General features: G+C 69.9%; 11 protein-coding genes, 1 tRNA gene and 9 pseudogenes. 10 read left to right on the forward strand and 11 right to left on the reverse strand.

Annotation, left to right across the window (positions count from 1 at the left end; all coding sequences use genetic code 11):
* Positions 1-211: 211 nt before the first annotated feature.
* Positions 212-787, reverse strand: coding sequence for a transcriptional regulator (locus M5362_RS32785; protein ID WP_260231609.1), 576 nt, complete (start codon positions 785-787; stop codon positions 212-214).
* Between the two features lie 280 nt (positions 788-1,067).
* A pseudogene (locus M5362_RS32790) lies at positions 1,068-1,851 on the reverse strand (transposase).
* Positions 1,852-1,945: 94 nt separating this feature from the next.
* On the opposite strand from M5362_RS32790, the gene M5362_RS32795 reads away from it, so the two are divergent.
* Complete coding sequence (locus M5362_RS32795) at positions 1,946-2,326, forward strand: DUF6221 family protein (RefSeq protein WP_260231610.1); 381 nt, start codon at positions 1,946-1,948, stop codon at positions 2,324-2,326.
* A 2,053-nt stretch (positions 2,327-4,379) separates the two neighbouring features.
* Here the strand turns inward: M5362_RS32795 and M5362_RS33365 are convergent.
* Positions 4,380-4,944, reverse strand: a pseudogene (locus M5362_RS33365) (hypothetical protein); the annotation flags it as partial.
* Between the two features lie 296 nt (positions 4,945-5,240).
* Positions 5,241-5,972, reverse strand: a pseudogene (locus M5362_RS32800) (ATP-grasp domain-containing protein).
* Positions 5,973-6,346: 374 nt separating this feature from the next.
* Here M5362_RS32800 and M5362_RS32805 point away from each other — a divergent pair.
* Both M5362_RS32805 and M5362_RS32810 read left to right on the forward strand, forming a co-directional pair.
* A pseudogene (locus M5362_RS32805) lies at positions 6,347-7,195 on the forward strand (DUF4132 domain-containing protein).
* Positions 7,192-9,700 (forward strand): annotated as a pseudogene (locus M5362_RS32810) (hypothetical protein); the annotation flags it as partial. The pseudogenes M5362_RS32805 and M5362_RS32810, both read left to right, overlap by 4 nt.
* A gap of 110 nt (positions 9,701-9,810) precedes the next feature.
* Here the strand turns inward: M5362_RS32810 and M5362_RS32815 are convergent.
* Together M5362_RS32815 and M5362_RS32820 are read right to left on the reverse strand one after the other, a co-directional pair.
* On the reverse strand, positions 9,811-10,269 hold the full coding sequence (locus tag M5362_RS32815; protein WP_260231612.1) for a peptidoglycan-binding protein: 459 nt from the start codon (positions 10,267-10,269) through the stop codon (positions 9,811-9,813).
* Between the two features lie 333 nt (positions 10,270-10,602).
* A pseudogene (locus tag M5362_RS32820) lies at positions 10,603-11,779 on the reverse strand (APC family permease).
* Positions 11,780-11,937: 158 nt separating this feature from the next.
* Here M5362_RS32820 and M5362_RS32825 point away from each other — a divergent pair.
* Positions 11,938-13,205 (forward strand): annotated as a pseudogene (locus tag M5362_RS32825) (VWA domain-containing protein); the annotation flags it as partial.
* A pseudogene (locus M5362_RS32830) lies at positions 13,202-15,098 on the forward strand (hypothetical protein). The pseudogenes M5362_RS32825 and M5362_RS32830, both read left to right, overlap by 4 nt.
* 627 nt (positions 15,099-15,725) lie before the next feature.
* Here M5362_RS32830 and M5362_RS32835 read toward each other — a convergent pair.
* Positions 15,726-15,799: transfer RNA gene (locus M5362_RS32835), tRNA-Met, on the reverse strand.
* A 304-nt stretch (positions 15,800-16,103) separates the two neighbouring features.
* Between M5362_RS32835 and M5362_RS32840 the strand changes: the two genes are divergently transcribed.
* Both M5362_RS32840 and M5362_RS32845 read left to right on the forward strand, forming a co-directional pair.
* The gene (locus tag M5362_RS32840) at positions 16,104-17,042 is read left to right on the forward strand and encodes a squalene/phytoene synthase family protein (protein ID WP_260231613.1); all 939 of its coding nucleotides are present in this window, start codon (positions 16,104-16,106) and stop codon (positions 17,040-17,042) included.
* Between the two features lie 676 nt (positions 17,043-17,718).
* Positions 17,719-18,246, forward strand: a complete 528-nt coding sequence (locus tag M5362_RS32845; RefSeq protein WP_260231614.1) for a transglycosylase SLT domain-containing protein — start codon at positions 17,719-17,721, stop codon at positions 18,244-18,246.
* 721 nt (positions 18,247-18,967) lie between these two features.
* Here the strand turns inward: M5362_RS32845 and M5362_RS32850 are convergent.
* On the reverse strand, positions 18,968-19,141 hold the full coding sequence (locus tag M5362_RS32850; protein ID WP_260231615.1) for a hypothetical protein: 174 nt from the start codon (positions 19,139-19,141) through the stop codon (positions 18,968-18,970).
* A gap of 202 nt (positions 19,142-19,343) precedes the next feature.
* A pseudogene (locus M5362_RS32855) lies at positions 19,344-19,616 on the reverse strand (toxin Doc); the annotation flags it as partial.
* Between the two features lie 416 nt (positions 19,617-20,032).
* Between M5362_RS32855 and M5362_RS32860 the strand changes: the two are divergent.
* Positions 20,033-20,839, forward strand: a complete 807-nt coding sequence (locus M5362_RS32860; RefSeq protein ID WP_260231616.1) for a hypothetical protein — start codon at positions 20,033-20,035, stop codon at positions 20,837-20,839.
* Between the two features lie 615 nt (positions 20,840-21,454).
* Here the strand turns inward: M5362_RS32860 and M5362_RS32865 are convergent.
* Positions 21,455-22,048 (reverse strand): hypothetical protein, encoded by a 594-nt coding sequence (locus M5362_RS32865; RefSeq protein ID WP_260231617.1) that lies wholly within the window; start codon positions 22,046-22,048, stop codon positions 21,455-21,457.
* A 12-nt stretch (positions 22,049-22,060) separates the two neighbouring features.
* A complete protein-coding gene (locus tag M5362_RS32870) occupies positions 22,061-22,228 on the reverse strand; it encodes a hypothetical protein (RefSeq protein WP_260231618.1) in 168 nt (55 codons plus the stop codon).
* Positions 22,229-22,629: 401 nt separating this feature from the next.
* On the opposite strand from M5362_RS32870, the gene M5362_RS32875 reads away from it, so the two are divergent.
* Both M5362_RS32875 and M5362_RS32880 read left to right on the forward strand, forming a co-directional pair.
* A complete protein-coding gene (locus tag M5362_RS32875) occupies positions 22,630-23,274 on the forward strand; it encodes a GNAT family N-acetyltransferase (RefSeq protein WP_260231620.1) in 645 nt (214 codons plus the stop codon).
* A 439-nt stretch (positions 23,275-23,713) separates the two neighbouring features.
* Positions 23,714-24,739, forward strand: coding sequence for a hypothetical protein (locus tag M5362_RS32880; RefSeq protein WP_260231621.1), 1,026 nt, complete (start codon positions 23,714-23,716; stop codon positions 24,737-24,739).
* Positions 24,740-25,101 lie beyond the last annotated feature (362 nt).

Genomic DNA, 25,101 nt, shown 5'->3' on the forward strand with positions numbered 1-25,101 from the left:
GCGCGCGGTCTGCTCCGCAGACACGACGCGCCGCCGCTACGCGGCGGTTCAACTGCCACGCTCCGCGCGGCAGTGACGAAGCGTCACTCCGTGACGCTGGTTCAGATCGCTCCGCGATCCGAACGCTGGGATTCGCTCCGCGAATTCCAGAAAATCGGCTGGCTAGAGAGGCGGGGGTCGCCCGGAAATTCGGCTTTCCGAATTCTTTAAATCAGGCAGAAAAGCCGATATTGGAAACGTATTCGTATTGTCCCCATTGTGAGCCGAGGTCCTGAATTACATCGCTGACCCAGGCGTCGTCCATGCGTTCAAAATCACCATCGGCCCAGGCCGAAACGATGCGGTCCCAGCGGCGCACGTTCAAGTGCCTGTATTCCACGTACCTCTGATGGGGCCTCGGTACCTGAGACTGCACGAGAGGGTGGAACTCCACCCTCGTACCACGTCCCTCCCTGTTCAGTCGGGTCAGAAGGTAGCGGGCCACATTCTGACGCCGAACAGCCCGGTAGGCAGCCTCTAGACGCTCCAGGTTCCGGCGAGAGGGCGCACGCTTGCCGGCCTTCCAAGCCTTGATCGTGCGGTCGGTTACCGTCAGGCCAGCCACCCGCGCTGCTTGACGCGCATGCTCACTGCGCGTCAAGTAGTTCAAGCGCGCCAAAAAACCGCGACGCTGCTCCACCGGCGTCACCACGAACCCGACCAGCTCGTCCAGCTGACGGGCCACCAACTCATGGCCCTTAACACCGCGAGCTCCGAACTTACCGAACTCGATATTCCTCTCCGGCATGTCCACTACCCCTCGATCAGGCGACTCGACAATGCAATGCAAACATTACCAGAGAATTCGGCATGGTAATTCACATACCGTCAAGTGCACGTCAGAATGCAGCATTCCTCCTGCACGCAAAACTTCATCCCATCGCTCGACTCGGGCGCCTGCTTTGCTGTGGGCGGCATTGTCGGATTCTTTCCGGGCCGATAGCTCGACCTAGCCGCGTTCTCCGGCGGTGCGGGATGACTAAGGGTTGTCCCGCAAATGATCTTTGGGTCGGCCTGGACGTGGCCGATCACTGTGCGGCCCGTCCGCCGGCGAGGGCGAGGTTGTGCAGTCGGGCGATGCCGAGCATGGCGTGGTGGACGCCGTCGCCTTTGAGGCGGCAGTCGCGGAGGATCTTCCAGTTCTTCATGCGGGCGCAGAGGTGCCCGACGCGGGCGCGGACCTGCTTGTGGGATTTGTTGTGCTCCTGCTTCCAGTCGGGCAGGTCTTCGTCTTTGCGTCGGCGGTGGGGCATGACGAGTCCGGTGCCGGGATAGCCGCCGTCGGCGATCGCCATGGCCTTGCCGACGGCGGCTTTGGCGCCGGATTCCTCCCACGCTTTGCAGTCATTGCGGTTCCCAGCGAGCGGCCGGCCGACTACCACGACCAGGCAGGTGTCGGCGTCGATCACGACCTGGTGGTTGGTGGAGTACCGGTACTTCTTGGACTGCGCGGCGATGGTGTGGTCGCGGGTGGGGACCAGGGTGCCGTCCACGATGAGCACGGTGTCCTGGGCGGACCGCTTGCGGGGCTGGAGCGCGAGCCATCGGCCCGAGATGGTCGATGATGCGGTCCGCGGCCGACTTCGAGACCCCGAACAGCGGGGCGAGCTGGCGCATCGTCAAGTTGGTCCGCCAGTACGCCGCGACCAGCAGTGCCCGGTCCTCCAGCGGAAGGCTCCACGGCCGGCTCCTGCGGACCGCATCCGCACCCTCACGCCGCAACACGGTCACCAGCTTCCCGAAACAGCGCGGGCTCAGCCCGGTGAACGGGGTTATCCAGGACGGCTCCGACGCCGTGATCACACCAGCCACAGCAAGATCGTTCCAGCTCCGACCGCCGGGAGACAGCGTGCTCGCACGACAGAAATCAGGCGATGAAGCCAGGCACGCCAGCGAGGATGTCCACATGAGTGAAGACCTGGTGACGTTCCTAAAGGCGCGGCTGGACGAAGAGGACGCCCTGGCCCGGCGCTGCGACGGTGACGGATGCGGGCGGTGGTCTGCCCATGGACATACGGTCGATTTCTGTCAGGTGGAGCTCGCAGGTTTCCACCCCGCGATTGCCTTGCATGTGGCCCTGCACGACCCAGCCCGCGTTCTGCGTGAGGTCGAGGCCAAGCGACGCATCCTCGCCCGCCACGTCCTCAGTCCGGCCGTAGGCGACCCGGAACTACCGTGGGACGACCGCGATGACTGTCAGTTCGACGGAGACCCCTGGCCATGCGACGACCTGCTCGACCTCGCGTCGCCCTACACCGACCACCCTGACTTCCCCCGAAGTTCCTGAAGCGGCGCAACCGCGAGCAGAGCGCGACACGGAGGCGCCGCACCGGACCGAGCCCGCCACTGGCGATCCTGTACGGGACAGCCCTTAGGCCGATGCTGGACGGGGATAGTTGGCCTGTCGCTCGGCCGGGGGGTGGCCCCACCGGGCTTGCTCGCGGTGCTCACGCCGAAGGCGTTCAGTGTGCTTCTGCTCCAGCCGTCGTAGACGGTGTTTCGACCGCTGCGTGAGCCACATTGAAACCAGCGAAACCGGGCCGTCGACAACAGTCGCTAGCAGTGCTCCAGCCGCTGCACCCACCGCATCCCGTACCGCCCCGTTGGTGCCAACAGTGCCCCTTTCCCCTTCATCAGCTTCCCCGCCGCGCACGCGCCCCGCCGACGGGGCCGGCGGCGGGGCGCATTCGGTGTGGCAGGGGAGGGCTGGGAGCATGCCCGTTCTGCCGCTTGGCTCGCAGCGCGCTGACGAAACGGTGGCTCGGTGGACAAATGGAGCTGGCGGAGGCAGTTGGGGCTGGCGGACGGGGCGGTGGCTGGGAAGCGGAGCAGGGACAACAGGGCAGGCACGGCCGACGCCCGCCCGGCCTGTTAGGACAACGGGTCTCTTTGCCGCGCAGGCATGGCGTGACTGACGGCCGAACATGTCCGCTCCAGAACACCCGAGGGTTGTTCGGTGCTGTGGGGCTGTCTGCCCGGCCGGCAAGGCCCGCTCAGCCGTGCCCTCTGATGTACTGGCTTCGGTGCCGTTCGATGCCGAGGTCCGGCGGGCGCTGGCAGGACTCTCCGTATGGGCGCCTGCTCGCGTAACTCCGGCCGTGTACCTCTGGCACTTGCGCGGAGGACGCTTCCACACCACGCATGCTCGCTGCACTCGCCTGCCTGGGACGACCACGGGCGCCGACCAGCGCCCCCGCGGCGCAGCGAACATGGGCGTCCGCGCATCGAAATCGGTTTTCGCCTGCTCCCACGCCGCCTGTGCCTCGCCCAGCATCTTGACGTACTCGAGCACGTGCTGCGCCACTGCAGCGAGTGAAGCGGCCGCAGCCCCGTGGCTCCGGGGACGGCCTCTCACGGTCGAGGGACGGCCAAGGCTTACACCGGATCCCGCGCCTTCGTGGATGGCTCCAGGCGGCTGCCGTCGGTTCGCGGTGACCGGCCTGTGCATGGTGGGGTGTGCGGTGATGCGGAAACCGCAGGCATCTGACGTGGGCGGCAGATGTCCCGCACGACGCGGCGCTTCACGGATGTCACCGGGATGGCGGTGGTGTCGGGCGGAGATGCGTCTTCGCGGCGATGGGCAGCGTCACTTCACCGGTGGGCGCGGTAGTGAACTCGATGGATCGGTCTGAGCGGCAGCGGATGTCTTCTGTGTACAGGCGGCCCGCACCGCGCGGAGCTCACCGCGGCCCCCGTAGACTCGCTAGCTGATTCCGCCATGGGTAAGGACCACTGCAGTGAACCAGTACGACCATCTGGGCCGGGCAGCGAGCGACGCTCCGATCTACGCGACTCTCATACGGGAGCGTGGGGACGTGCCGGCGGAGGCGAGGCAGGTGGCTGCTCGGGTGCTGGAGGAAGCTGACCGGGCTGTCGACTTCAGCTCGGTGCGCGCCATCTGAACGGACGGCGGGTGGGGCGAGGCACTCACCCGGTCTCGTCGGGCACGGCGGTGCCCTCTCGGCGCGCCAGGCGGTGTCCCTGTTCCTTGTGTCTTTGCGCGGGGGCTCGGATCCGATCCGTGTGCGGTCCTTTTGCGGCAGCCCTGTCCCACAGCACTCGCTGGGCCCGGTCGCGGGCGGCGGTACGCACTGCGGACTGCCAATCGTCCACCATGCGCTGATTCGGACGAGCGGCTGAGGAGAGGTACATCGTCAGTGCCGCTCGTTCCGGCAGCTCGCTCGGCGTCTTCTTTTCCATGCCAGGCCGAGGAGCGTATTCGCCAGGCGTGGCTCCTGCCGGGCTTCGCCGACGAGCCGGGATGCTTGGTCGTCGATGACTACATGCTGGACGGACGGCTTCGAGCCTGAGTTCCTCTCTGTCCGACTCCGCCGCCTAGCTCTCGGCGCTGACCATATGAAGGTGCCCGTGGTGTGCAGGCTAGCCAGGTAGGTGGTCGCGGTGTTGTCGGAGCGGTGGTGAGGCCGTGCCATTGCTTCAGGCTGTTGATGCACCGTGCGGCGGTGTTGCGCTGGTTGTAGGCCTCGCGGTCGAAGGAGGGTGGCCTGCCGCTCCAGCTGCCTCGGCGCAGCCAGTGCTCTGCTGGTCATGGTCGGCTGGCTCCCCTGCCGGGGGCCTCTTCTTGCGGGCCCGACCGGCTACTGATGAGCACGCATGATCGTGGAGTGCACCGAGACGGCTCGGTTCAGGTTTTTGTCGGCATCGGCCTGGGCCGTCAGCGCGGTGGGTGCCCGCTCCGGGGTTCTGGTGGTGCCCCCTGTGCGTAGCTGGTTGTAGGCGTCCCGCCGGTTACGTACCTGTCGGGCAGGTGGACTGCCAGGCGGTCGCATCGTTCAGCGAGCGGTGGTCCTGCCGCCGGCCGCCCCGCTTCGGTGTCCGGTCCGGGAGTAGCGGCTCGATTCGCGTCCACTGCGCGTCAGTCAGCGGCACGCGCGGCCAACCGATCAGATGATCTGGAGGAACGGCCTGGCTGTGGGGCGAGGTGCTGGGGTGCCTGCGGAACGGGCTGCCCATCATGTCGTCGGCGGACACGACGCCGGAGGCAGGTTCAGCCTGGTTGGCAAGGGCTGCCCACCTCAAGGACACCAGGCTTGTCGATGGTCACGCTGGCGGCCGTACCGCTCGTTGCTCACTGGCAGGAACGGGCGCGGCGCAGCTGCTCCCGCTGGGCGTCCGACAGTTCGCCCTGCTCAGTCCGTGCCATACCCAGCTCGACGCCCGGCCAGGCGGCTTCGAGGGGCTCAGTGTCGCACGAACGGCAGGTCGCTGGGCTGTACCCGTTCGCGGGGCCCTGCCGCCTGGAGCACGACGTCCAGTGCTCGTGCCGGGTCAGCGGCATAGGCGTGGGAGAACCAGGCCATGTTGGCTTCCACCACGGCCTAGCGGTGGCCCGGGCGGTGCGGGTCGAGTAGTTGTCCGATGTCGACAACGACGGCGCTGGGCAGGGCGGGTCCGGTCTCAGCGATCAGGTGGTCGATGAACTCGGCGATCTCTGCGGCGATGGGCTCGTGCTTGTCGAGGGGGTGTGGGTCGAGCCGGCCGAACACGGCGTATCGACTGCCTGCGGCGATCCGGCCGTCGAGCAGGAACAGTCGGTACTCGGTCGCGAAGGTCACCACCTCGGAGAGCAGCACCGGTGTGGCTGGGTCCAGATCGGTGGGCAGGCGGGAGCCGTCGGCGTAGATGTCCGCCGGGAAGGATTTGTCCCGCGGTGGCTTGACGAACGTCGGCCGTTCCATTGCCCGTGCGTCCGCGACAGTCGCAGTGCGGACCTTCCGCCCGGTGAATTTCTCCGGCAGCGTGGCTAGCCAGTCATCCGCGGGTTCGAGCAATGCGAAGCCAAGCCGTCGGGCCAGTCGTGTCCCCGCCGTCGGGCCGCCGTACCAGTACGCCGGTCCCCTCGCCGCGCCGATCTCCTCCGCTGCTTGGACCATGATCCCCCGGCGCGCTGCCTCAAGGGCCAGCAGCTCCATCGTCGACGTCCGCCGCCTAGGCATGACCAGCACCGCACCCCTCCTTGACGACGTGGAAAGCCGACCAGGTAGACCCGGCCTTGTCCCGTCCGCACCTCAGTATTCCGGCCCCGTAGGGCCGGAGTGGCGCGCGGGTGATCGCGGGGGCCAGGGAGCGGTTGGATGTGTTGACGGTTCGTGGTCTGCCGTTGCCGCGGTGCTTGCCTTCTGGGGTGCGGGGCCCGTGGGGGGGAAGCGGAGGGGCCGGACTCATTGTCACTGGGGGCGCCTGGGGTCTCTTCCACTCGTCACGGTGCGTTGCCGTTGACGGGTTTCATCAGCGTGCCGCCGGTTCGGTGGCCGTCCGGAGCAACGGGGGAACAGCGCGTGGTGGGTTGCGGCGGGGGGGCTGTGAAGTTGCCCTGGAGGCGGGCAAGGTGGTCTGCCGCAATGGGAAGGGGCGGCGGCTGAAGTTCGTTCCGGCCGGTTTGAAGGACGATCCGGCTGTCGTCGGGCTGGGGCTGTTGTCCGAGTGGCTGGTACGGCATGAACGCGGGTGCCTGAGTGATGTCGAGCAGTGGATGGCGTTCGTTGCCCGTGCCTACGGTCGTGCTCGCGCGGGTCTGGCCCGATCCGGCGTGGCAGGCGGCCCTGCGGGACGCGGTGGTCACGGGCGTGGACGGTGGGGTGGCCGGGTTTCTGCGCGATGTCGGCCCCGAGCGCGGTCTCGGCCTCGTCGAGTTGGACGGCGACACGGTCCGTATTACCCCGGACGTGGTCAGCGTGCCCCATCCCGTACTCCTCGACGATCTCGATGAGTTGCGGGAGTTCGCGGTCGAGCTGGGGGTGCGGCAGAGCGTGGAGCAGTTGTTCCGCGAGGTGTGGCGCCGCCCGCCGGGCCTCGCTCCGGGCACCGTCTCTGTGGATTCCTGCGCGGGTGGTGTGTTCAAGGAACTGCGGTTCCTGCACGGCCGTGCCCCTCGCTCGGGTACCGGTCGGGTGGCGGATACGCGGTCTGTCCGGTTGTCGAGGGCGCGCGAGTGCCGAGGCGCGTATCTGGATCGGTGCGCACGACGGATACGGCGAGTACGGCACCGAGACGGGCCCTCTGGGGTGGACCGGCCCTGGGGGGCGGGGGCTGACGGCCGCGAAAGGTGGGGCCGGTGGCGTGGTCTGAGGGGATGCGCATGGCGGCGGCGCTCTACGTCGGCCGTGACGTGGAGGACGAGGATTGGGCGGCATGAGCACCACGACGTCGAACATGGACGCGGGCACGGCGTCGGCGGGCGCGGTGTTCCTCCTCGCCCAGGCGCGGGGTGAGGGCACTTCCGCCCTTGCCGCCGGGGCCGGCGCGGCGGCGCTGCTGGATGCGGGTGCGATCCTCCCGGCCGGGACCTGCGATCGGGATGACGTCGATGCGCTGACCGCCTGTACCTATACGTACGCCGCCCTGGGCGAGCGTCGTGTGGTCCGGCTCGTGCCCGGCACTTTGGGCGAAGCCGAGGATCTGGCGCTGGAGTTCCTCGGGCTGGTCGGGGCCGGCGAGGCGCCCGTGGTGGGTCAGGTGCGCTGTGAGGCGCTGGGTTTCCCGGCCTGGGCGCTGGTCAACGACCCGGCCAACGGGCACCATGCTCTGGCGCTGGTCAAGGACATCGAGCGGCTGGGCCGGCAGGCCAAAACCCGTGCGGGTGCGGCGAAGGAGGGCTTCGACGCGCTCGGCACCCGGCTCGGCCGGGCCGTGCCCCACTTCCTGCCCGCCTACTACGAGCAGGTGGCACCTCTCTTCCTCCAGGCCGAGAACGCCACGTACGCCGCGTCCTTCTTCGGCAAGACCGCGCGAGGCGGAGCGGGTGCACGGGTTGGTTGTGGACGAGGAGCGGCAGCGGGCTGTGTTCCTGGAGTTCGCCTTCGCCGGGGCGCTGACCGTCAGGGCGCTGCGGCGGTACGTGCGGGACCTGGTGGCCCGGCTCGCGCCGGTGGACGCCTGGGCGCAGTTCCGCCGTCTGCTGGTCGAGCGCTGCGCGGCCGGTATGCCGCCGTACGCGGCGCTGCCGCAGGATGTGCGTGTGCAGCCGCCGTACGCGGCGCTGCCGCAGGATGTGCGTGTGCTGGTGAAGGCGGCGGGGCTGGACCGTGAGGCCGTCGATCGCGGGCTGGTGGCTGATCTGATCGGCTCTCCGGGCATGGTGCGTGCCCCTGCCTCGTTTTGGGCGGCCTACCGGGGCGCGCTGATCGCCCTGGCCCGTGGGGATGGGGCTTTGCGGGAGCGGCTGCTTGGTTTCTTCCCGGAGAGTTTCAGTGAGTGCGGCCGGGAGGCGGAGGGTGAACCCGGGTGGCTGGCGCTGCTGGCCGAGTGCGGCGCCGAGGACCTGCTGACCGCCGTGCCCGGTGTCTCCGGCAATGCCCCCTCTTCTGCTGCCCCTTCGGGCCCGTGTGTCTGTCCGTCGGAGTGGCTTGCCCGCTGGAGGCTCACCGTCGGCGCAACCGGGTCACTGCGGGCTGCTGCCCGCAGACTCTTGGCCTGACGGCCCGGATGGCGGGCCGGCTATGCGCGGACGGGCGGCCGGTGGAGCTGTTCCAGGGCCGCTGGCAGCGCACCGCCGACCTGGGCCTCCTCGAGCTCTGTCTTGCCGCGGGTGTCCCTGTCGCCGAGCCGGACGGGCAGGACGCGGGCACGGCGCAGCCTCCGGGCGTTCCCGCTCGGTGCGTGGCTGAGCGATACCGTGCCCGGCGCGCGGGATCTCGCCGCCGTCGCCGAACGGCCGGTGTTTCGTGTTCTGTTGAGCCGGGCCGTCGGCGATCTCGGCGGTGGGCGCGGTCAGCGGCTGGGCGACGCCGGCATGGCGAAGCTGGCGGTGCACCCGGTGCTGGGCGGGGTTTTGCGGGAGTGACTGGCCGCCTGCGCCGAGGAGTACACGGCCGGGCGAGGGCTCCCGGGGCTGCACATTGCTTGCCACAGGCTCTCGGCGTTCCGCGGCGTGGTCGCGGATGTCGCCCCGCAGGCCGTGCGGCTCCTGAAGGGCCATGGCGTCGTGCCGCTGCTGGCTTCGTCGCTGCGCATCGGCGTCCTGGACGAGCTGGGCTGGTCCGCGCTGGATGAGATCTACGCCGGACTGGCCGCGGAGGTCGCCGCGCGTCAGCGTCGTCACCGGTCGGGGGGTGTCGGTGTCACCGGCGCTTGGCCCGCGCTGATCCTGAACACCTCGAACGGGCCGTTGTCGTCGGCCCGGACGGTGTTTTGTTGCGGCACACCCTGCGGCTGCCTGCCGCCGTCGACCACTGGCGGGCGCTCGCCTTGCGTTACGTCGACGGCGAGTTGCTGGTCGGCTGGTGGGAGGAGGGCAAGCAGCGAGGCTACTGGTTGCACCGCGGCCGAGGTGTTCACCGTCGGCGGCGAGCAGATTCCCCGCTGGGGCGGTCCCAGGCCCTGGGAGGGGGTTTGCCTGCCGCTGCCCGGCGGCGGCCGCGCCACCGGCGGCAAGGCCCTGCACGCGGGCGACACCTGCCTGCCGGCGCAGCGCGCCGTCATCTGCGACGGCACCGGTCACTGGCGGGAAGGCCGCCAGGGCACGCAGCGGGTGTGGCTGGAGTACGACCTGGGCAGCGGCGCGCACGGCCGGGCGTCGCTGCCCGCCTTCCTGCGCTCCGGGGTGCGGGACGGCGCCCGGCTGCTCACCGAGCACTGGCAGGTGCTGCCCCTCCAGCCCGGTGTGGAGACCACCCCGTTCGGCACGGACGGACTGCTCCTGCCGTACTGCTACTGCCCGTGCACCACTGTGAGCCATTCACAATGATCCGAACGAAACGGCCTATGTGAGGCCTTCGCCTGACAGCGAAGGTGTTGGTGCCACGTCAGGATTCAGGGGTTAAGGGTAGTCCACGTTTGACCTCCGACGATTCCGTCAACCTCAATCTGCATGAGGTTTTGAAACCCTTTTACGGCTGTCGCTGTCGTAGGTCCAAAAGTGCCGTTGATGGGCCCTGGGTCGAATCCAGAATCCCGGAGGATTCGCTGGAGCATCGCCACGGCCCCGCCCACCGAACCCTCGGAAAGTGTGGGTAGGCCTTGCATATCTTCGTCCGGCAGCGCCTCCCACGTTTCGGGTCCGACGACGCCGCTCGCCGCTAGGCCATTCGCGGCCTGAAAGGCTCTGGCTGCTGTGGCTGCCTTGGAGCCAGCGACAAGCTTGCTGTCGTCGTTGCCGATCGTGCCGGGGTCGAAGCCCGCTCTCCGGAGCGCTCGCTGCAGCGTCTGCATGTGCGTTCGGAAGAGCACTGGATTGTCTTTTCCCTCCACAAACGTGGGAAAAATAATCATGCTCTCTCCTCCTGGCCCATGTGGTCTAATTCCCGGCCCCGCCTCGCGAGTAGGCTAATTTGAGCTACGTTGGGGCGCCAGCAGACAGGGGCCAGTGGGGTAATGGAGCGTGGGGTAATGGAGCAGGCCTGGCGCGGAGAGGGGAGTACCTAGATCCAACGGGTATTCCGCATGACTGGAGCCAGGTGCGCCTGGACCCTCCCGTCCGCATCCGCCGTCCCGGGAACCCGCTCACCGCCGAGGAGAGCGACCTGCGCGAACGGCTCCAAGTCCCAGCCTCACCCGAACGCCCAGACGCGGCAGAGCTGACCTGCGGCCGCCCCGCCATGCGTGTCAGCGGCTGGCGCCGCCCACCCTCCCCGCCCGCAGGCCGTACACCGCTGCCCCCAAAGCCAGGACGGCGGCTCCGATGATGACGGCGGTCGTCGGCAGCGCGAAGGCGAGGACCGACAGCCGGTCAGACCAACAACGGGGCACCAGTCGGTTCGGACGCCTTTCAGCGGGGGTGAGAGTCCACGCGGAGGCGTTGGCGATCGCGTAATAGGCCAGGACGCCGAAGGAGGAGAAGCCGATCGCCCCGCGTACGTCGGTGGTCGGGCCAGCACGGCGACCACCGCGCCGACGGCCAGTTCGGCGTGGTGCGGAACCCCGAAGCGTGGATGGACGGCGGCCAGTGCACGAGGCAGATGCCGGGCCCGGGCCATTGCCAGCGTGGTGCGGGACACTCCCAGGATCAGCGCGAGCAGCGAGCCGAGCGCGGTGACAGCAGCGCCCGCCCGGACGACCGGCACTAGCCAGCCGGCGCCCGCGGCCCGTGCGGCATCCGACAGCGGTGCGGCGGCCTGCGCCAGCCCGCCGGGGCCCAACACCAGCAGGACGGCCACGGCGACAAGCGCGTAAACAACGAGGGTGATCCCGAGGGCGAGCGGGATGGCACGGGGGATGGTGCGCGCCGGGTCGCGGACTTCCTCGCCGAGGGCGCTCACACCCGGCGAAGGCGAAGAACAGCAGGCCCGCCGCCTGCAACACCCCGCCGACCAGGGCGCCCGACCCGGCGTCCAACCGCGCCGCATCCGCGCTGGCGGAGGTCAGAGCGGTGACGACCACGGCGGCGATCACCGCCAGGACCAGGGCGACGATGCCTCGGGTGAGGATCGCGGACTTCTGCACGCCGGTGTAGTTGAGCGCGGTGAGCGCGGCCACGGCGGCCACCGCCACCGCGTGAGCCTGCCCCGGCCAGACGTACGAGCCGACCGTGAGCGCCATCGCCGCGCAGGAGGCGGTCTTGCCGACCACGAACGCCCATCCGGCCAGGTAGCCCCAGAAGTCACCGAGCCGTTCGCGGCCGTAGACGTAGGTGCCGCCGGACTGCGGGTAGAGGGCGGCCAGCCGGGCCGAGGACGTCGCGTTGCAGTAGGCCACCACAGGCCAGGGCCAGAGCAGCCAGCAGCCCGGTACCGGCGGCTTCGGCCGCCGGCCCGAGCGCGGCGAAGATCCCGGCTCCGATCATCGACCCCAGGCCGATCACCACCGCATCGGCCACCCCGAGCCGGCGCTTCAGTTTGTCCGGGCCGCAGAGGCCCCCGCCGCGTTCATCGTGCCCTCCCCCTGGACCAACCCTTGTTTCCGGTCCCGGTGCACGGTAGCGGCACAAGATGTCCGGCCGGGGGCGGCACCCTCCCCCCACCCGCATACGACGACCGCCTCCCACCCCCCTCCGGCCACCCCGCCGCAACACGCCCCACCACCACACCCGCCACACCCGCCACACCCGCCACACCCGCCACCACACCCTCCGCCGAGACCACCCCCGTGCGGACCCTCGCGCCCGCCGACCGGTGGCGCCTCGTCCTCGGCCGACGTCCCGACCAACTGCCGTACGGTGCCGCCCGCCTGGCGACCGCGCCGGACGGGCTCTACGGCGCGGGACGCGGCGAGGGGTCCCGCAGCGGCCTGCCCGGCCCCGGTCACGGTGGCGGACCGCGCGGCGGCCGGTAGGCGTCGTTCCCCGGCGTCCGCGAGTGGTCCGAGGTACTGGCCGCGCTGTTCGGCCCCGGCATCCGCGAGGAGGTCCTCGCCGCCGCAGCCGTGACCGGCCGGCAGGACGTCCTCGCCGAACTCGACCCGGCGGCCGCCACCCCTTGCGTGGAACTGCTCCGGACGGTCCTTCGGTACGCCGGCGGCCTCCCCGAAGCCCGCCTCGCCGCCCTGCGGCCCCTGGTCCGCCGCCTGGTCGACGAACTGACCCGGCAGCTCGCCCACCCGGCTGCGGCCCGCCCTCACCGGCACGATGCTCGCCCGGCCCACCCGCCGCCCCGGCGGCCGGCTCGACCTGCCGCGTACCCTGCGCGCCAACCTCGCCACCGCCCGCCGGACGTCCGACGCAACACTCCAGGTGATCCCCGAGCAGCCGGTGTTCCACAGTCGCGCCCGCCGGTCGGCCGACTGGCGCCTGATCCTGGTCACCGACGTCTCGGATCCATGGAGGCCTCCACGATCTGGTCCGCGCTGACCGCCTCCGTGCTCGCCGGGGCGGCGACCCTGAGCACCCACTTCCTGGCCTTCTCCACAGAAGTCGTCGACCTCACCGGCCATGTGCACGACCCCCTCTCCCTCCTGCTGGAGGTGAACGTGGGCGGGAGGACACACATCGCCGCCGGGCTGCGGCACGCCCGCAGCCTGATCACGGTGCCCACCCGCACCCTCGTCGTCGTCACCAGCGACTTCGAAGAGGGCCCGCCGCTCGGCGGACTGCTGGCCGAAGTACGGGCCCTGGTGACACCGGCTGCCACGTCCTGGGGTGCGCGAGTCTCGACGACGCCGGCCGGCCCCGCTACTCGACCGGCGTCGCCGGCCAGCTCGTAGCCGCCGGCATGCCCGTAGCGGCCCTCAGCCCACTCGAACTGGCCCGCTGGATAGGAGAGAAGACCTCATGACCGCCGCCCCGTTGCCACCCGTCGCACCGGAAGTCACAGCCACACCGGTGGAAGACCTCCCGCCCCGGCTGCTCAAGCGGCTGGACGCGACGGTCACCAAGCTCGGCTCCCGCCCGGCACACCGCGACGGGGACACGGTGACGATCGCGGTCGACGACGAGACCGAGCTTCGCCTGCACGCCCCGGGTGGCGTGGTAGCGACAGCGGACGCCATCACCTGCGGCTGCCTCCTCGCCCCCGCATGCCTCCACCGCGCGGCCGCCGCCTGCGCCACCCCCACCGACGCCCCGGCGCCGGCCGAGCCCGCCGAACAGCCCACCGAACCCACCGAACAACCCACCGAACAACCCCCCGGCCAGCCCACCGGGGCGGTCCCCGCCCCCGCCTGCGCAACAAACCCCGCCTCCGAGACTGCCTGCCCGCCCGAGGTCGCGAGCCCGGCCCAGCGTGCCCCAGCCGACGCCCTGTGGGCGGCGGGCGCCGCCGTCCTGGAAGCCGGCGTCGACGCGGCCGGCGCCGTCACCCAGCCGGCCCTCCTGCGCGCCGCCCACCGCCCGGCTCCGGCACCTGCCGCGCGCCGCGGGCGCCGCACTGTCCGTCGTCACCCTGCTGCGCGCGGCCCGCGCCGGGAACCCGTCCTACCGCACCGCCGACCTCGTCACCGCCCTGGCCGAACTCCTGGGCACCGCCCACCGAGTGCGGACGACATCCGGGGCGGAGCCGGCCACCGTCAGGGGCCGCGCGCGCCGCCCCTACAGCCCGGACGGCTCACTGCGCCTGTACGGCCTGTTCACCGAACCCGTGGTCACCGACTCCGGGCACGGCGGCGTCCGCACCTGGGTCGCCGGCCCCGACGGCCGGCTCCGCACGGTCGGCGACGTGGCACCCGGCGGCGGGCGCGCCCTGGGCGTGGCCGACCGGGCCGTCCGCCTGGGCGAGGGCGCGCTCACCCACCGGGAGCTGGGCCGGGCCGGCCTCGCGCTCTGCGGGGCGACACTCTCACCGGACGGCAGACTCGGCGCCGGGAAGGGCGTCAAGGCCGTCACCGCCCGCGGCGCGGCGTGGACCGAGCCGCCGCTCGCCGCCCTGTGGCAGACGCCGCCGTCCCAACAGGCCGCCCGCGCCCTTGAGTCCACCTCCCGCTACGCCGACCCGGACAGCGGCGGCAGTGGCAGCGACCTGCTCTTCCTGGATGTCGAACTCCTCGGCGCCGTAGAAGAGTCGGGCGGCGTCTGCCTGCTCGCGCTGTGCGACAGCGGGGTCCTCGTCCGGCTCACCGTCGCCGACGACGACCCCGCGCTGGCCCACCGCGACAACCTGATGCTGCTGGCCACGGCGCCGGGAACACGGCTGAGGATCATCGGCCGCCTGGTACCCGCCCTCCACCCCCGGCTCACCCTCCTCGCCTGCTCGCACCCCACCGGCCAGGGCACGATCGACCTCGGCCTCGACCGCCTGCGCCGCGCCGACCTCCCGCACCCGGCCGCCCCCGCGCACCCCGCCCCGCCACAGCCAGACGGGCCCGGCCCGCACCCGTCGCTGTACCTCCTGGAACGCCGGATCGAACAGAGCCTCACCGCGGGCCGTACTACCCTCGGCGTGCTCGGCGACACCCCCACCGAGACCCGCCGCATCCGCCGCGCCGGCCTGCCCACAGCCGCCGGACTCCTCACCGCACTGTGCACCTCAGCGGCCCGACGCGAACGCGACCACTTCGGCCACCTCCTCCCCACCGACACCGACACCGACACCGACACCGACAGCTTCACCACCCACTGACTCACCGCCACCCGCTACACCACAGCCGTCGCCGAATCCCTGTGCGCGGCAGCCTGGAAACCCACGCGTGAGGGCCCGGCCGCGACACCATCCGTCCCAAAACCGTCCCCCTGACCGGCGGCGGCGTTACTCCCGGCCCGCAGCCGCACCCCGCCAGCCAGCCAGCCAGCCAGGAGGGGTATTGCAGACGGAACTACGACAACGCCTCGACCACGGCCCAGAGCGCTGACGCGCCAGCCAGCCAGCCGGGCGACGGGCGCAGCCTCGTCGGCTGAGCACCCGACACTCCCCCGGCACACTGCGCCCCGCACCCCCGAAGAACGCCCGACAGGTCCTGAAACGGATCCGGGCCCACCGCCCGCAGCGGTCACCCGCGAACCCGACCCAGTGAGGAGACCTCCTCGTCGAACACGGCTTCATCCTGGAGTCGACCACGACAATCCACTCCCCGCCGCCGGAGAATGCGGCCTCAGCGCTGGTACGGGGACAGCTCGGCACACGTTCCGGCCAAGGGGCCACATACAGCCGGTAGGCCGAGGCGAGTGATCAGCCCGCACGCGGAAACTGTGGCGCGGGCTCTGCCGGGTCAGAATCAGGAGTGCCCACGCAGCGCACCCCTTGTCTCCACCGTGGACCAACGGCCGGTCCACGCCCGGAGCAACCAGCCCTATGACACCGGGCGTGCCAAAGTCGCTGGGAACGCGAATGGGGCCCGGCTGGTGCCGGGCCCCATTCCTCTCGTAGCGGGGACAGGATTTGAACCTGCGACCTCTGGGTTATGAGCCCAGCGAGCTACCGAGCTGCTCCACCCCGCGTCGGTAACGCCACTCTACACAGCCCCAAGGGCCGGCGAGACCCACAGACATCAGACGCGAACAACGCTCCCGACCTGCAGGCCCTTGAGCCATGGGTGACGCCGAGAGTGACCGGCTCGGCCTCGGCCGGCTCCCGGCAGCCGTACCGGAGATGCCGGAGCAGTGCGCGAAGACGTCCGGCCCGCCGTCATCGGGGATAAAACCCAAGCCCCTTTCTCAGCGACGAATCACTCCACAATGCCGCCGGTGATCCGGGCGCCGGGTGCCGTCGTAGGCTCGCAGGCGACATCGAGAGGGGATCGGCATGTGGAGGCGGTCTCTCGACCGGGCCGGAATCTGGGAGCCGCGGCTACGGCGGGACTACACGGAACAGCGCCGGGCGGTGCGGAGGTTCGCGACGGCCGAGTACACAGCCGCACGGCTGCTGCTCCCGGCCGCGCTGCTGCCGCACGTGGTGGCCGCTGTCGCGTTCATGCACGACACCGATGACCGGATCGACCGTGGGGAGCCGGATGTACGTGCGGCCGCGCTGGTGGAGTGGGACGGGCTCGTACACAAGGCCTTCGCCGAGGGTGCCTCCGCGCTGCCCGTGCTGCGCTGCCTGGTGCGCACCGCCGAGCGGCACCCGGACGTGTGCGCCAAGGTGGAGGAGTTCCTGCGGGGCTGCGAGCGGGAGGTGGCGTGGCGCGCTTTCGCCGATGAGGAGGAACTGGAGCAGTACGTGCGGGAGTACTCGCTGCCCGCATTGATGCTCACGGCCTGTCTCCTCGCGCCTGCGGACACGACCGGGCGGGCGGCGTTCACGGACGGCTGTCACCGTCTCATCCGTGCCATGCAGCGCATCGACTTCCTGGAGGACCTGGCCGACGACGTACGGGCCGGCCGGACGGGTATCCCCGCTGACGCGGTCGCACGCCACGGCGCGGATCTCACCCGGCCCGATGCGGCGCTGGGCCGGCTCGTCCAGGAGCAGGTGGACCGGGCCGCCACCGATCTCGCGGCGGCCGCCCCTCTCGCAGTCGTGGTGGACCCTCCCTACCGGCCGTTCATACGGGCCCTCCTCGGCATCCAGCACCTCCGTCTCGGCGCGGTGCGCCGGGCGGGCGCGTCTTTGGCGACGGGGAGCTCCGCGCCCCCGATACCGGCGGCCGCCCTACTTCTGCTGCGGGAGACCGCAGCACGAGCGGGGACCGGTAGGGGCCGGGGAGTCGGTACTGCTGGGACGGGGCCACTGCGCGGCTGAGGTCCGGCAGGCAGGTGCGAACCGGAACCACGGCGTGGTCCGGAACAGCGGTGTGAGCGATACCGAGCTGGTCGCCCATTTCGGGGCGCGGAGGCCGCGGCCTTCAGTGCGAGCCCGATCCGTTCCCGTGCGGCGGAAGCGGCGATCGTTGGGGCCGCGTGCCGGTCGGGGCGGATCCGGCATCACACCAGCGTCGAGATGACCCCCTCGCGTGTTCTCCACATGACGCCCTCTGCCCTTTCGCGGGCAGCGGTGCATCCGGATCTTGGGAGCGGCCGGTGTGAGCTCGGGTGGCGCACGGAGCGTGAGGCGAGGTGGCCGGCGGGTGATGCGGGCGCCTGGGCGGGAGGGGTGGCTGTGACGCCCCCCATAGGAGCCACGTCACGTCTTAAGGGAGGTAGTACTCCGGGATTCCGCCTGTCCCCCGCCCGAGTGGCTTGGGTCGTTCCGTTCCGGAGATTTCCTACCCGATGGGGTAGTACGTCACATTCTTGCGCCGTGCCCCGAGCGCCCCTAACCATGGCTGTCGTTCCGGGGATCCCGGTACGGGCGGGACAGCACAGCACGTGCGCCCGACCGCCCCAGCCGCTGCGCGGAGCGCCGCTCCGCCTCCGCCTCCGCCGCACCGTATTTCGGTCGGCATCCCCACGTCGCCTCAAAGGGAGATTCACCGCGTATGACCGCCCCCACGCAGAACACCACCAGCCGCACCACCCGATTCCGCAAGCTGTCCCTCGCCGGCATCGCCACCGCGGGAGCCGCAGCCGCGGCGCTCACCCTGGCCCCCTCGCCCGCTCAGGCAGCCCCCGCATCGGCGAACGTCTCGGCGACCCAGGTGTCAGCGGTGGATGCTGCGGCGGCGAAGAAGGCGAAGAAGCAGTACGCCGACAACCTCGACGGCTGGATCAAGGAAGCCCTGGACATCATGAAGTCCAAGGACATCCCCGGCAGCTACGAAGGCCTGCACCGCAACATCATGCGCGAGTCCTCCGGCAACCCCAACGCCCAGAACAACTGGGACGTGAACGCGCAGAACGGCACACCGTCCAAGGGCCTGCTCCAGGTCATCCAGCCGACCTTCGACGCCTACCACGTCCCCGGCACCCCGCACGACCTGACCGACCCGGTCGCCAACATCACAGCAGCCGCCAACTACGCGGCCGACAAGTACGGCTCCATCGACAACGTCGACTCCGCCTACTAATCCCCCCCAGCCCGACCACCACCTCAAGGTGTCCCTCGGAACATCCCAAACCATCGGCACAGGCAAGATCGGCCAGACAGCTCCACGCTGAGCCGCGCCGGGGACGCAACAAAGGGACCCGGCTATGCCGGGCCCCTTCTCTTTCGTGGCAGGGACAGAACCCGAACCCGCCACCCCCGGGCGGCATCGTGGCACGGACGACCAGGGACCTACACACGCACTCAGACAACTCCCGAAACCATAAAGACCGACTCCTCAACGTGCCCTCCGGCTTGAGGCGTAATCCTTCGCCGCGTGGCGTGACGTTAGCCGCATGTGCCGTTCTGGAAGCATCCGACGAATGCGGTCGTGTTGATCTTGGTGACGCCGGGTGGACCGGCGGCGCCTGTGTTGCGATGAACGATTCCGAGGCGCGGTGGCGATCGTCGCTGCCCAGGCTTGCTCGGTCGGCGCGGGCGGCAGCGGAGTCGCTGCGAGGGCGTAGGCCTATCGGTTCGGGCACAGGCGGCGCGCGGTGTCGCTGCCCTTGCAGGGGTGGCGTGGGCGTCCCGGCGAGTTGGCGTTATGTCGTCGGTCTGCTCGGCACCGATCGGGTACCGGTGCACGCCTCAGGGGGATGCGGGGTGATCTCCCCGCATCCCCTCTCGCGTCCCGATGAAATCGGCGGGCCGTAATGGCGGCCGGGGCTCGTATCAGGTGTCGTGAGATCTCCAGTGGCGTGTCAGCGTCGGCGCTTGATGCTTCGGCCGGCACCGATGCCCGCCACGTGGAGAGCCAGGGCCGTCAGCCCGAGCAGCATCACGTTCGTCGACGAGAAAACATCGTTGGTACCGATGTCCGCCGCGTTGATCAGCCAGGCGATGAAGAACAGCACCGCAGCCACTATGCCAAGCATGGACAGACTCCTCTCCAAGGGTGCTGTCCGTGTGCCCCCTTATCGCCCTTGCAAGCAAGCCGCACTCCACGACGGTGTCCCGTTCGTGCTCCCGCTGCGGTCCCTGGTCAGGCGTGGCCCTCTCCCCCGACCCGATGGTCACGAACACGCCGCCCCCTCGCAGCCTGTCAGCCGATGGATGGGCCGACTCCGCCCCGCCTCCGATTCCGTCACCGGCGGCGTGCAAGTAGGCGGCGGTGACCTGGCAGGCGTAGAGGCTGTTGCGGTACGGCAGCGGCTGCAGCCTGACGGGGGTGTGCAGGAGGGCGGCGGCGCGCTAGGCGGGGTCGGGGTCGGCGGTGGTGGGGCGGGGGGTGGGGGTCTTGTGGCGGGCGACGGCGGCAACGAGGGCGGAGTAGTCGGCGACGCTGACGTCTTCGATGTCCCCCGGCTTCTGGACGTCCAGGAGCCAGGAGACGTCGATGTTGAGGGCCACCAGGCCGCGTCAGAGGGGCTGGGTGTGCCCGCTCTCGCGGGCGCCATGGGTGGAATGGGGCAGGCGAGCGAGCGGGTAATGAGGAGCTGGTACGCGCACGGGCGGACCGGTCTGGGCTTCTCTACGGCGATATAGCTGATGCATGGTAAATCGACGAACGCGGCATGGGCCCGGCTCCTAGACTGCCGCTCTGCGGGCCCCTCCCCCAGGCACTTCGCCAGGTGCCTGATGGCCTGCGTCGGTTCGATGTGGGAGGGGATGTGGGCTGTACGAGGCCCTTATGAGCCAGCTCGCCGCCGGTCCGATGCTCTTCTGTCTCCAGGCGGCGAGCGACGAGCGCGGCAACCGGCTTCGGCGAAACCTGGCTGCGCTCCCCTGCACGAGATGACGAGACAGGCAAGCCTCGGAGGCGGAACGTGAACAGACAAGACCGCGCGAACGCGGTGGATCAAGAGATGATGACGCGCCTGCTGCCTCATGCCGCTCTGCTGGCATTGGGCCGGTGGTGGAACGACAACTCAGCAAGGTACGCGACCGGGACAGCCGGCGCGCACACGGTCCGCTACACCCCCAGCCGGTGGGCCCCGATCACCCCCTGGCCTGCGGCACTGGTTCAGCCCACTCACAATGGGGATGCTCAGGTCAGCAGGGCGGAGGTCACCTCGATCGTCGGCGATGCGCTGTGGCGCGGGGCGTTCAGGGAAGCCCTGGTCGCAACGTACGTATGGGGGAAGGGTAAGCGGGGCACTCCCGGCGGCAGCGGACCGGCCACATTAGGCAGGATCCTGGCTGTCGAAGGACTGAATGCGGCACTGGCTACCGCGGTCACCGCGCTTAGCGACTACGGTGCACGAGAGGCCTATTCGACGCTCCACCACCGGGTTCCCGGCTTGGGGCCGTCGTTCTTCACCAAGTTTCTGTACTTCACCGGTAAGGCACTGCCGTCCACGCATGGCCCGGGGCCGCTGCCGCTCATCCTCGACCGCGTGCTGTCTCAGCGCCTGCGGTCCCTGGCTGCTGCGGTCGGCCGGGAGACCGGCCACGACCCCGACGGCTCGGTCGCAGCTTGGGTATGGGCGGACTGGAACTGGTCGCCCCATCGCTACGATGTCTACCTCTCCTTCATGCACGAAGCCGCCCGTCAGGTGGCGGGCACAGGCGGCTGGCCACCCGAAGCCCCCGACCTGCTCGAATACGCGCTGTTCAACGCCGCATGGGAGTAGTCCAGCTGATGGCACGACAGGGCGGCCTTAACGGCTTGGGAGCGGATCCCTTCCGGCTTGGCGCGGGAGGGAGCCGGCTGCACCACGGTCACAGGCGGAGGGATCCGGGGGCCGGGGCTTGCCTGTGTGGTCGCCCGACGACCTGCTGACAACACCTCGCTTTACATGGACCTTCGACCGGCTGATCGTCGCCACCTTGCCTGCGACTACGAAACCCACCCCGCCGCTCCGAACCGGTGATCGGCCTTGCGGTGATCGACCTGATGAGCCGTAGGCTCAGCCGAGACTCCGAGTTGGAGAGACTCGTAGCCGCCGGGCCACGCTGACCCGTGCGTCCTCGCCTCTCATCGCCGGGGTCCGGCGGTTTTCGGTGACACCCACCGCTTCCCGGCAGGCGCCGCAGGCGTTGCCGCGTTCTGGCAGCCAGTGGCAAAGACGGCGACATGCCGGGTTCCTGGCTTCCGCAGTGTGTCCTGTCGAGGATGCTCGAGGTGTGGGAGACACCGCCAGGAAGACCATCCGCGATGGCTAAACGGCCGACGTTGTCCCCCGCGGGGCGAAGGGCACTTCTACGGCTGAGCGCGTCGGGCTCCCGATCTTCAGCCGCTCTTGGCATCACCACCCGATTCGCGGCGCCCCCAGGACCTCCGCACCCGCCGGCTCAACAAGCTTCCGTACACGGTCAGGGTTCATCCGTCGGTCAACGTGGACGAACACCGTGTGGTCCCCCGTCCGCCTGGCCAGATCCGGGTCGTCACTGTGAAACACCACCTGCACGCCGTCGTACTGCTGCGAACCCCCCGTCCCGGACTCGGGGTCCTCCGGCCAGCGGCCGTGCCAGTCCATCGAAGCGGACATCGCACCGAGAGCGTTGAAGAACGACTGTTCAAGGCGGCCGCGCGGACACCATGCGGACATGCTCAGCGGCAGTGCAGCCGACAGCGTGGCGTCATCTGCGATCGCCACGTCGTCGAAATCGCAGTGCAGGTAGTCGCCTGTCACTGGATCCGTCCGGGCGACCGCGTAGTCGACGGCCGCGCCCGGCACCGCCGCTGCCACCCGCCGAGCCTCCTCCGCAGTCCGCGGTTCCGCGCCCACCCAGAACTCGTCGTCGATCCACTCCAGGAACCCGCACAGACGCTTCGCCAGCCTGTACGCCTCTGGTGCATCGGCGGTCCGGAAGACGGGATACGCCCGCGAGTGGCCCATGGTCCAGAACCCTCACACAGCACCCCCTCCCGCCGCCACCGATTCGACGCCGTTGCTGGAGACCGGCGAACCTCTCGCCTGCGACTCCGGAGCAGGACGCTTGTCGTGTTCGAGGGGGCAGGACATCGAGTTGTAGACCTGGAAGCCCAGGCCGATCTTGGACCGCGTCGAGAACTTCAACGGACTCGTGTTCAAGTAGCGGTACAGGTCACCCTTGGAGGTGACACCGAGCAGATCACCCTTGCCGTCGGAGTTGAGATCGCCGGGGGCGACGAGGCGGTTGTAGCTGCCCTAGTTGCTGCTGATCTTCACGCGTTCCTTGGTGTTGCCCGTGTCCGTGTACGGGTACAGATCACCTCCCATGGTGCAAGCACCCTCGGCGACGGCCGCCTCCGCCCATGGGGCTCCACCGGAGTACTAAGCCTGCCCCCACCACTACACCGCTGCCTGCCTCAGACCGCTCTCGATCCGCGTCCTGCACGGGCGTCGGACGCGCCCAGGCCCCACAGCTCCAGAACTACGGCCGGCCTGCAACCGCAATTGGCTGGTCCGGCATTCCCAGTGACCCGTAGCATCCGTCCATGATCGAAGACGTGGCAGAGAAGGTGACGGGAAGGGTGGACGAGGAGAAATCGGAGATCCAGGACACCGGATCCCCCCGGCAGGTGTGCTGGCGCGGCAGGGGGATCGTCTTCGCACCGCTCGATGTCGACGACGCAGAGCTGGTCCACGCCTGGCGCGCCGACCCCGTGGCCGCCCACGAGATCGGCATGTGGCCACGGTCCCTCTCTGCCCTGCGCGAGCGCATCGAGCGTGACCGCGACGACCACGACCGCGACGACTTCCTCGTCCTGCTCCCCGACGGCACACCGATTGGCCACATCGCCCTGTTCGACCAGGACCTGGTCGACGGCACCGCCGAGATCCTCCTGATGCTGGACCCCGAGCGCCGAAGCCAGGGCTACGGCACGGATGCCGTGGACGCGCTGGTCGATCTCGCCTTCGGTGAGCTGCCCATGCACCGCCTCCAGGCCGTCACCCACACCACCAATACCGCGGCTCTCGACGTCCTGGCCAGGGCGGGTTTCTCCCAGGAGGGGATACGCCGCTCTGCCTGCCAGCACCGGGGCCGACGGTACGACGTCGCCGTGCTGGCCCTCCTCCGAGACGAGTGGCAGGCCCTCTCACGACCCCGGTCGTGGGACGTGCCGGCCACCGGCCAATGACCTGAGCTACGGCGCGTACGGCGCGTTCACCCCATCCTCCAATCCCCGGGCAACAACCCTGGCGGCCTGCTCGGAAGGGCGAGAGGCCCGGAAGGGGACCAGCGGACATCAGCGGTCCCCGCTGTACCGCGGTGCTGTGCTGCTCGAACAGTGCCGCCCTGGGGCGGATCACGGCATACGACGAGTTCCGACCGACATCAGTGGGAGCTCACACCGGGAAGCGCGCCCCGCCGGGCCGGTGCGGACCGGTGGACTGCACCGCTCGGGCCGCGGACCATACTGGTCGAGCCCCGATCACCCACTGGACGGTTCCATGGCCAAGAGCAGCTCCTCATCGACCACTGTCCCCCGTACCACATGGCTCGGACGGGGGCGTCACCTCGGGCCCGAGCCCGAGCGTGACGTCCGACGTAACCTGCTCGCCCTCAAGGCGGCAAGAGTGATCGACGACTTCCTCGACCTCGACCCCGTCGAGGCGGCCCGCTCGACCGATCTGTTTCCCCGTGATGAGTCCGCCGACCCCGGCCCTTCGGCCCGTCGCCTGTTCGAAGCGCGCTGGCGCGTAACCGGCGACGTCACGGTGCGCGCTCAGCTGACCACCTATGAGCCTGAGTCCCGCCGCAGCGACAACGAGAGCGAGGTCGCCTGGGTGCTAGCCGCCGAGGCGGAGCGGGCGTGGGAAGCGAGCTGGCCCTCGCCCGCTACCGTGTTCTGGCCCGACAGCGACCGGGTCGCCTGGGATCACGACAGGGTGCGTGGCGGGCGTCTGCGGACGGCCAACTACCTGCCCAAGGACGATGGCGAGTTGCGGCGCCTGCTGCGGGACTGCACCCGGCAGAGCTGGTTCATCCATGTCGTGGTGCACGAGGCGATGACGCCGGACGCGCTGGGGCGGCGGCCGGTCACGGCATTTTTGCCACCGAGTCTCAGGCACCGGGTGATCGAGCACCGGGCCACGCCGGAGCAGGCGCTGATCGCCGACTTCGCGATGAAGCGTGAGCTGGGCGTGGGGCTGCCGCGCGGCGGGGCCGTCGTCCTGCCCCTCACACCGGAGACTCCGGGCTACGACGCGGAACGCTTCACGGTGGGCGACGTCTTCCTCGACGGTACCGAGCCGACCGAACTCCTTGAGAAAATTTCGGAGTTCGCCTCCCTGCCACGACCGCTGGCGACTGACGCCGAACAAGCCCTGACACGGCTGCGCCAAGGCTGGCACCTGCTCACCCCCGATGAGGAACTCGTTCACGCCCGGGCCATGGTCACCCGGTATGCCGAAGCACTCAAAGCCATGACGGCATCCTGCGATCTGTACCGTGAGGCGGCCGAGTCGGCGCACGCCGCGCTCGCCGAAGCCGGCAGCGGCAACACACCCAGGACACCCGCACCGGCTGCGGCCGAGCAGGACACCTCACCACTGAAAGCCCTCACGAAGACGCTCGCCCTCTTCCGCAGGCCGGACCGGTAGAGGCCCGATGGGGGAACCAGCGCCGCCCGTAAGGTCGGTCGTGAGGCGGAGCGTAGGCCGGCCACGAGGGAGACATGAACAGCGCGCGGCCGTGACAGATGGGCGCTGCTCAGGGGAGCGATCCGGGCCAAGGTACAGGGCGAGAACCCACTGGATCACGGCCTCAACCCGCGCGCGACCGACCGAAGGACCTGGCGTCTGAGCTGGCGTTTCCGCGTCAGCTCGCCCACGCCTTCACTGCCCCCTCCCCCCATCGTCCTCGCCGCCGCGACCTGTCGCTCCAGCACCGGAGCGGCGCCGTCCAACGAGGAATCACCCCGGAAGCGACCTCGCGAGCTCTTCAGCAGATCTTCGACGACGCC

Source organism: Streptomyces sp. Je 1-79 (genome assembly GCF_025195125.1).
Lineage (GTDB): Bacteria > Actinomycetota > Actinomycetes > Streptomycetales > Streptomycetaceae > Streptomyces.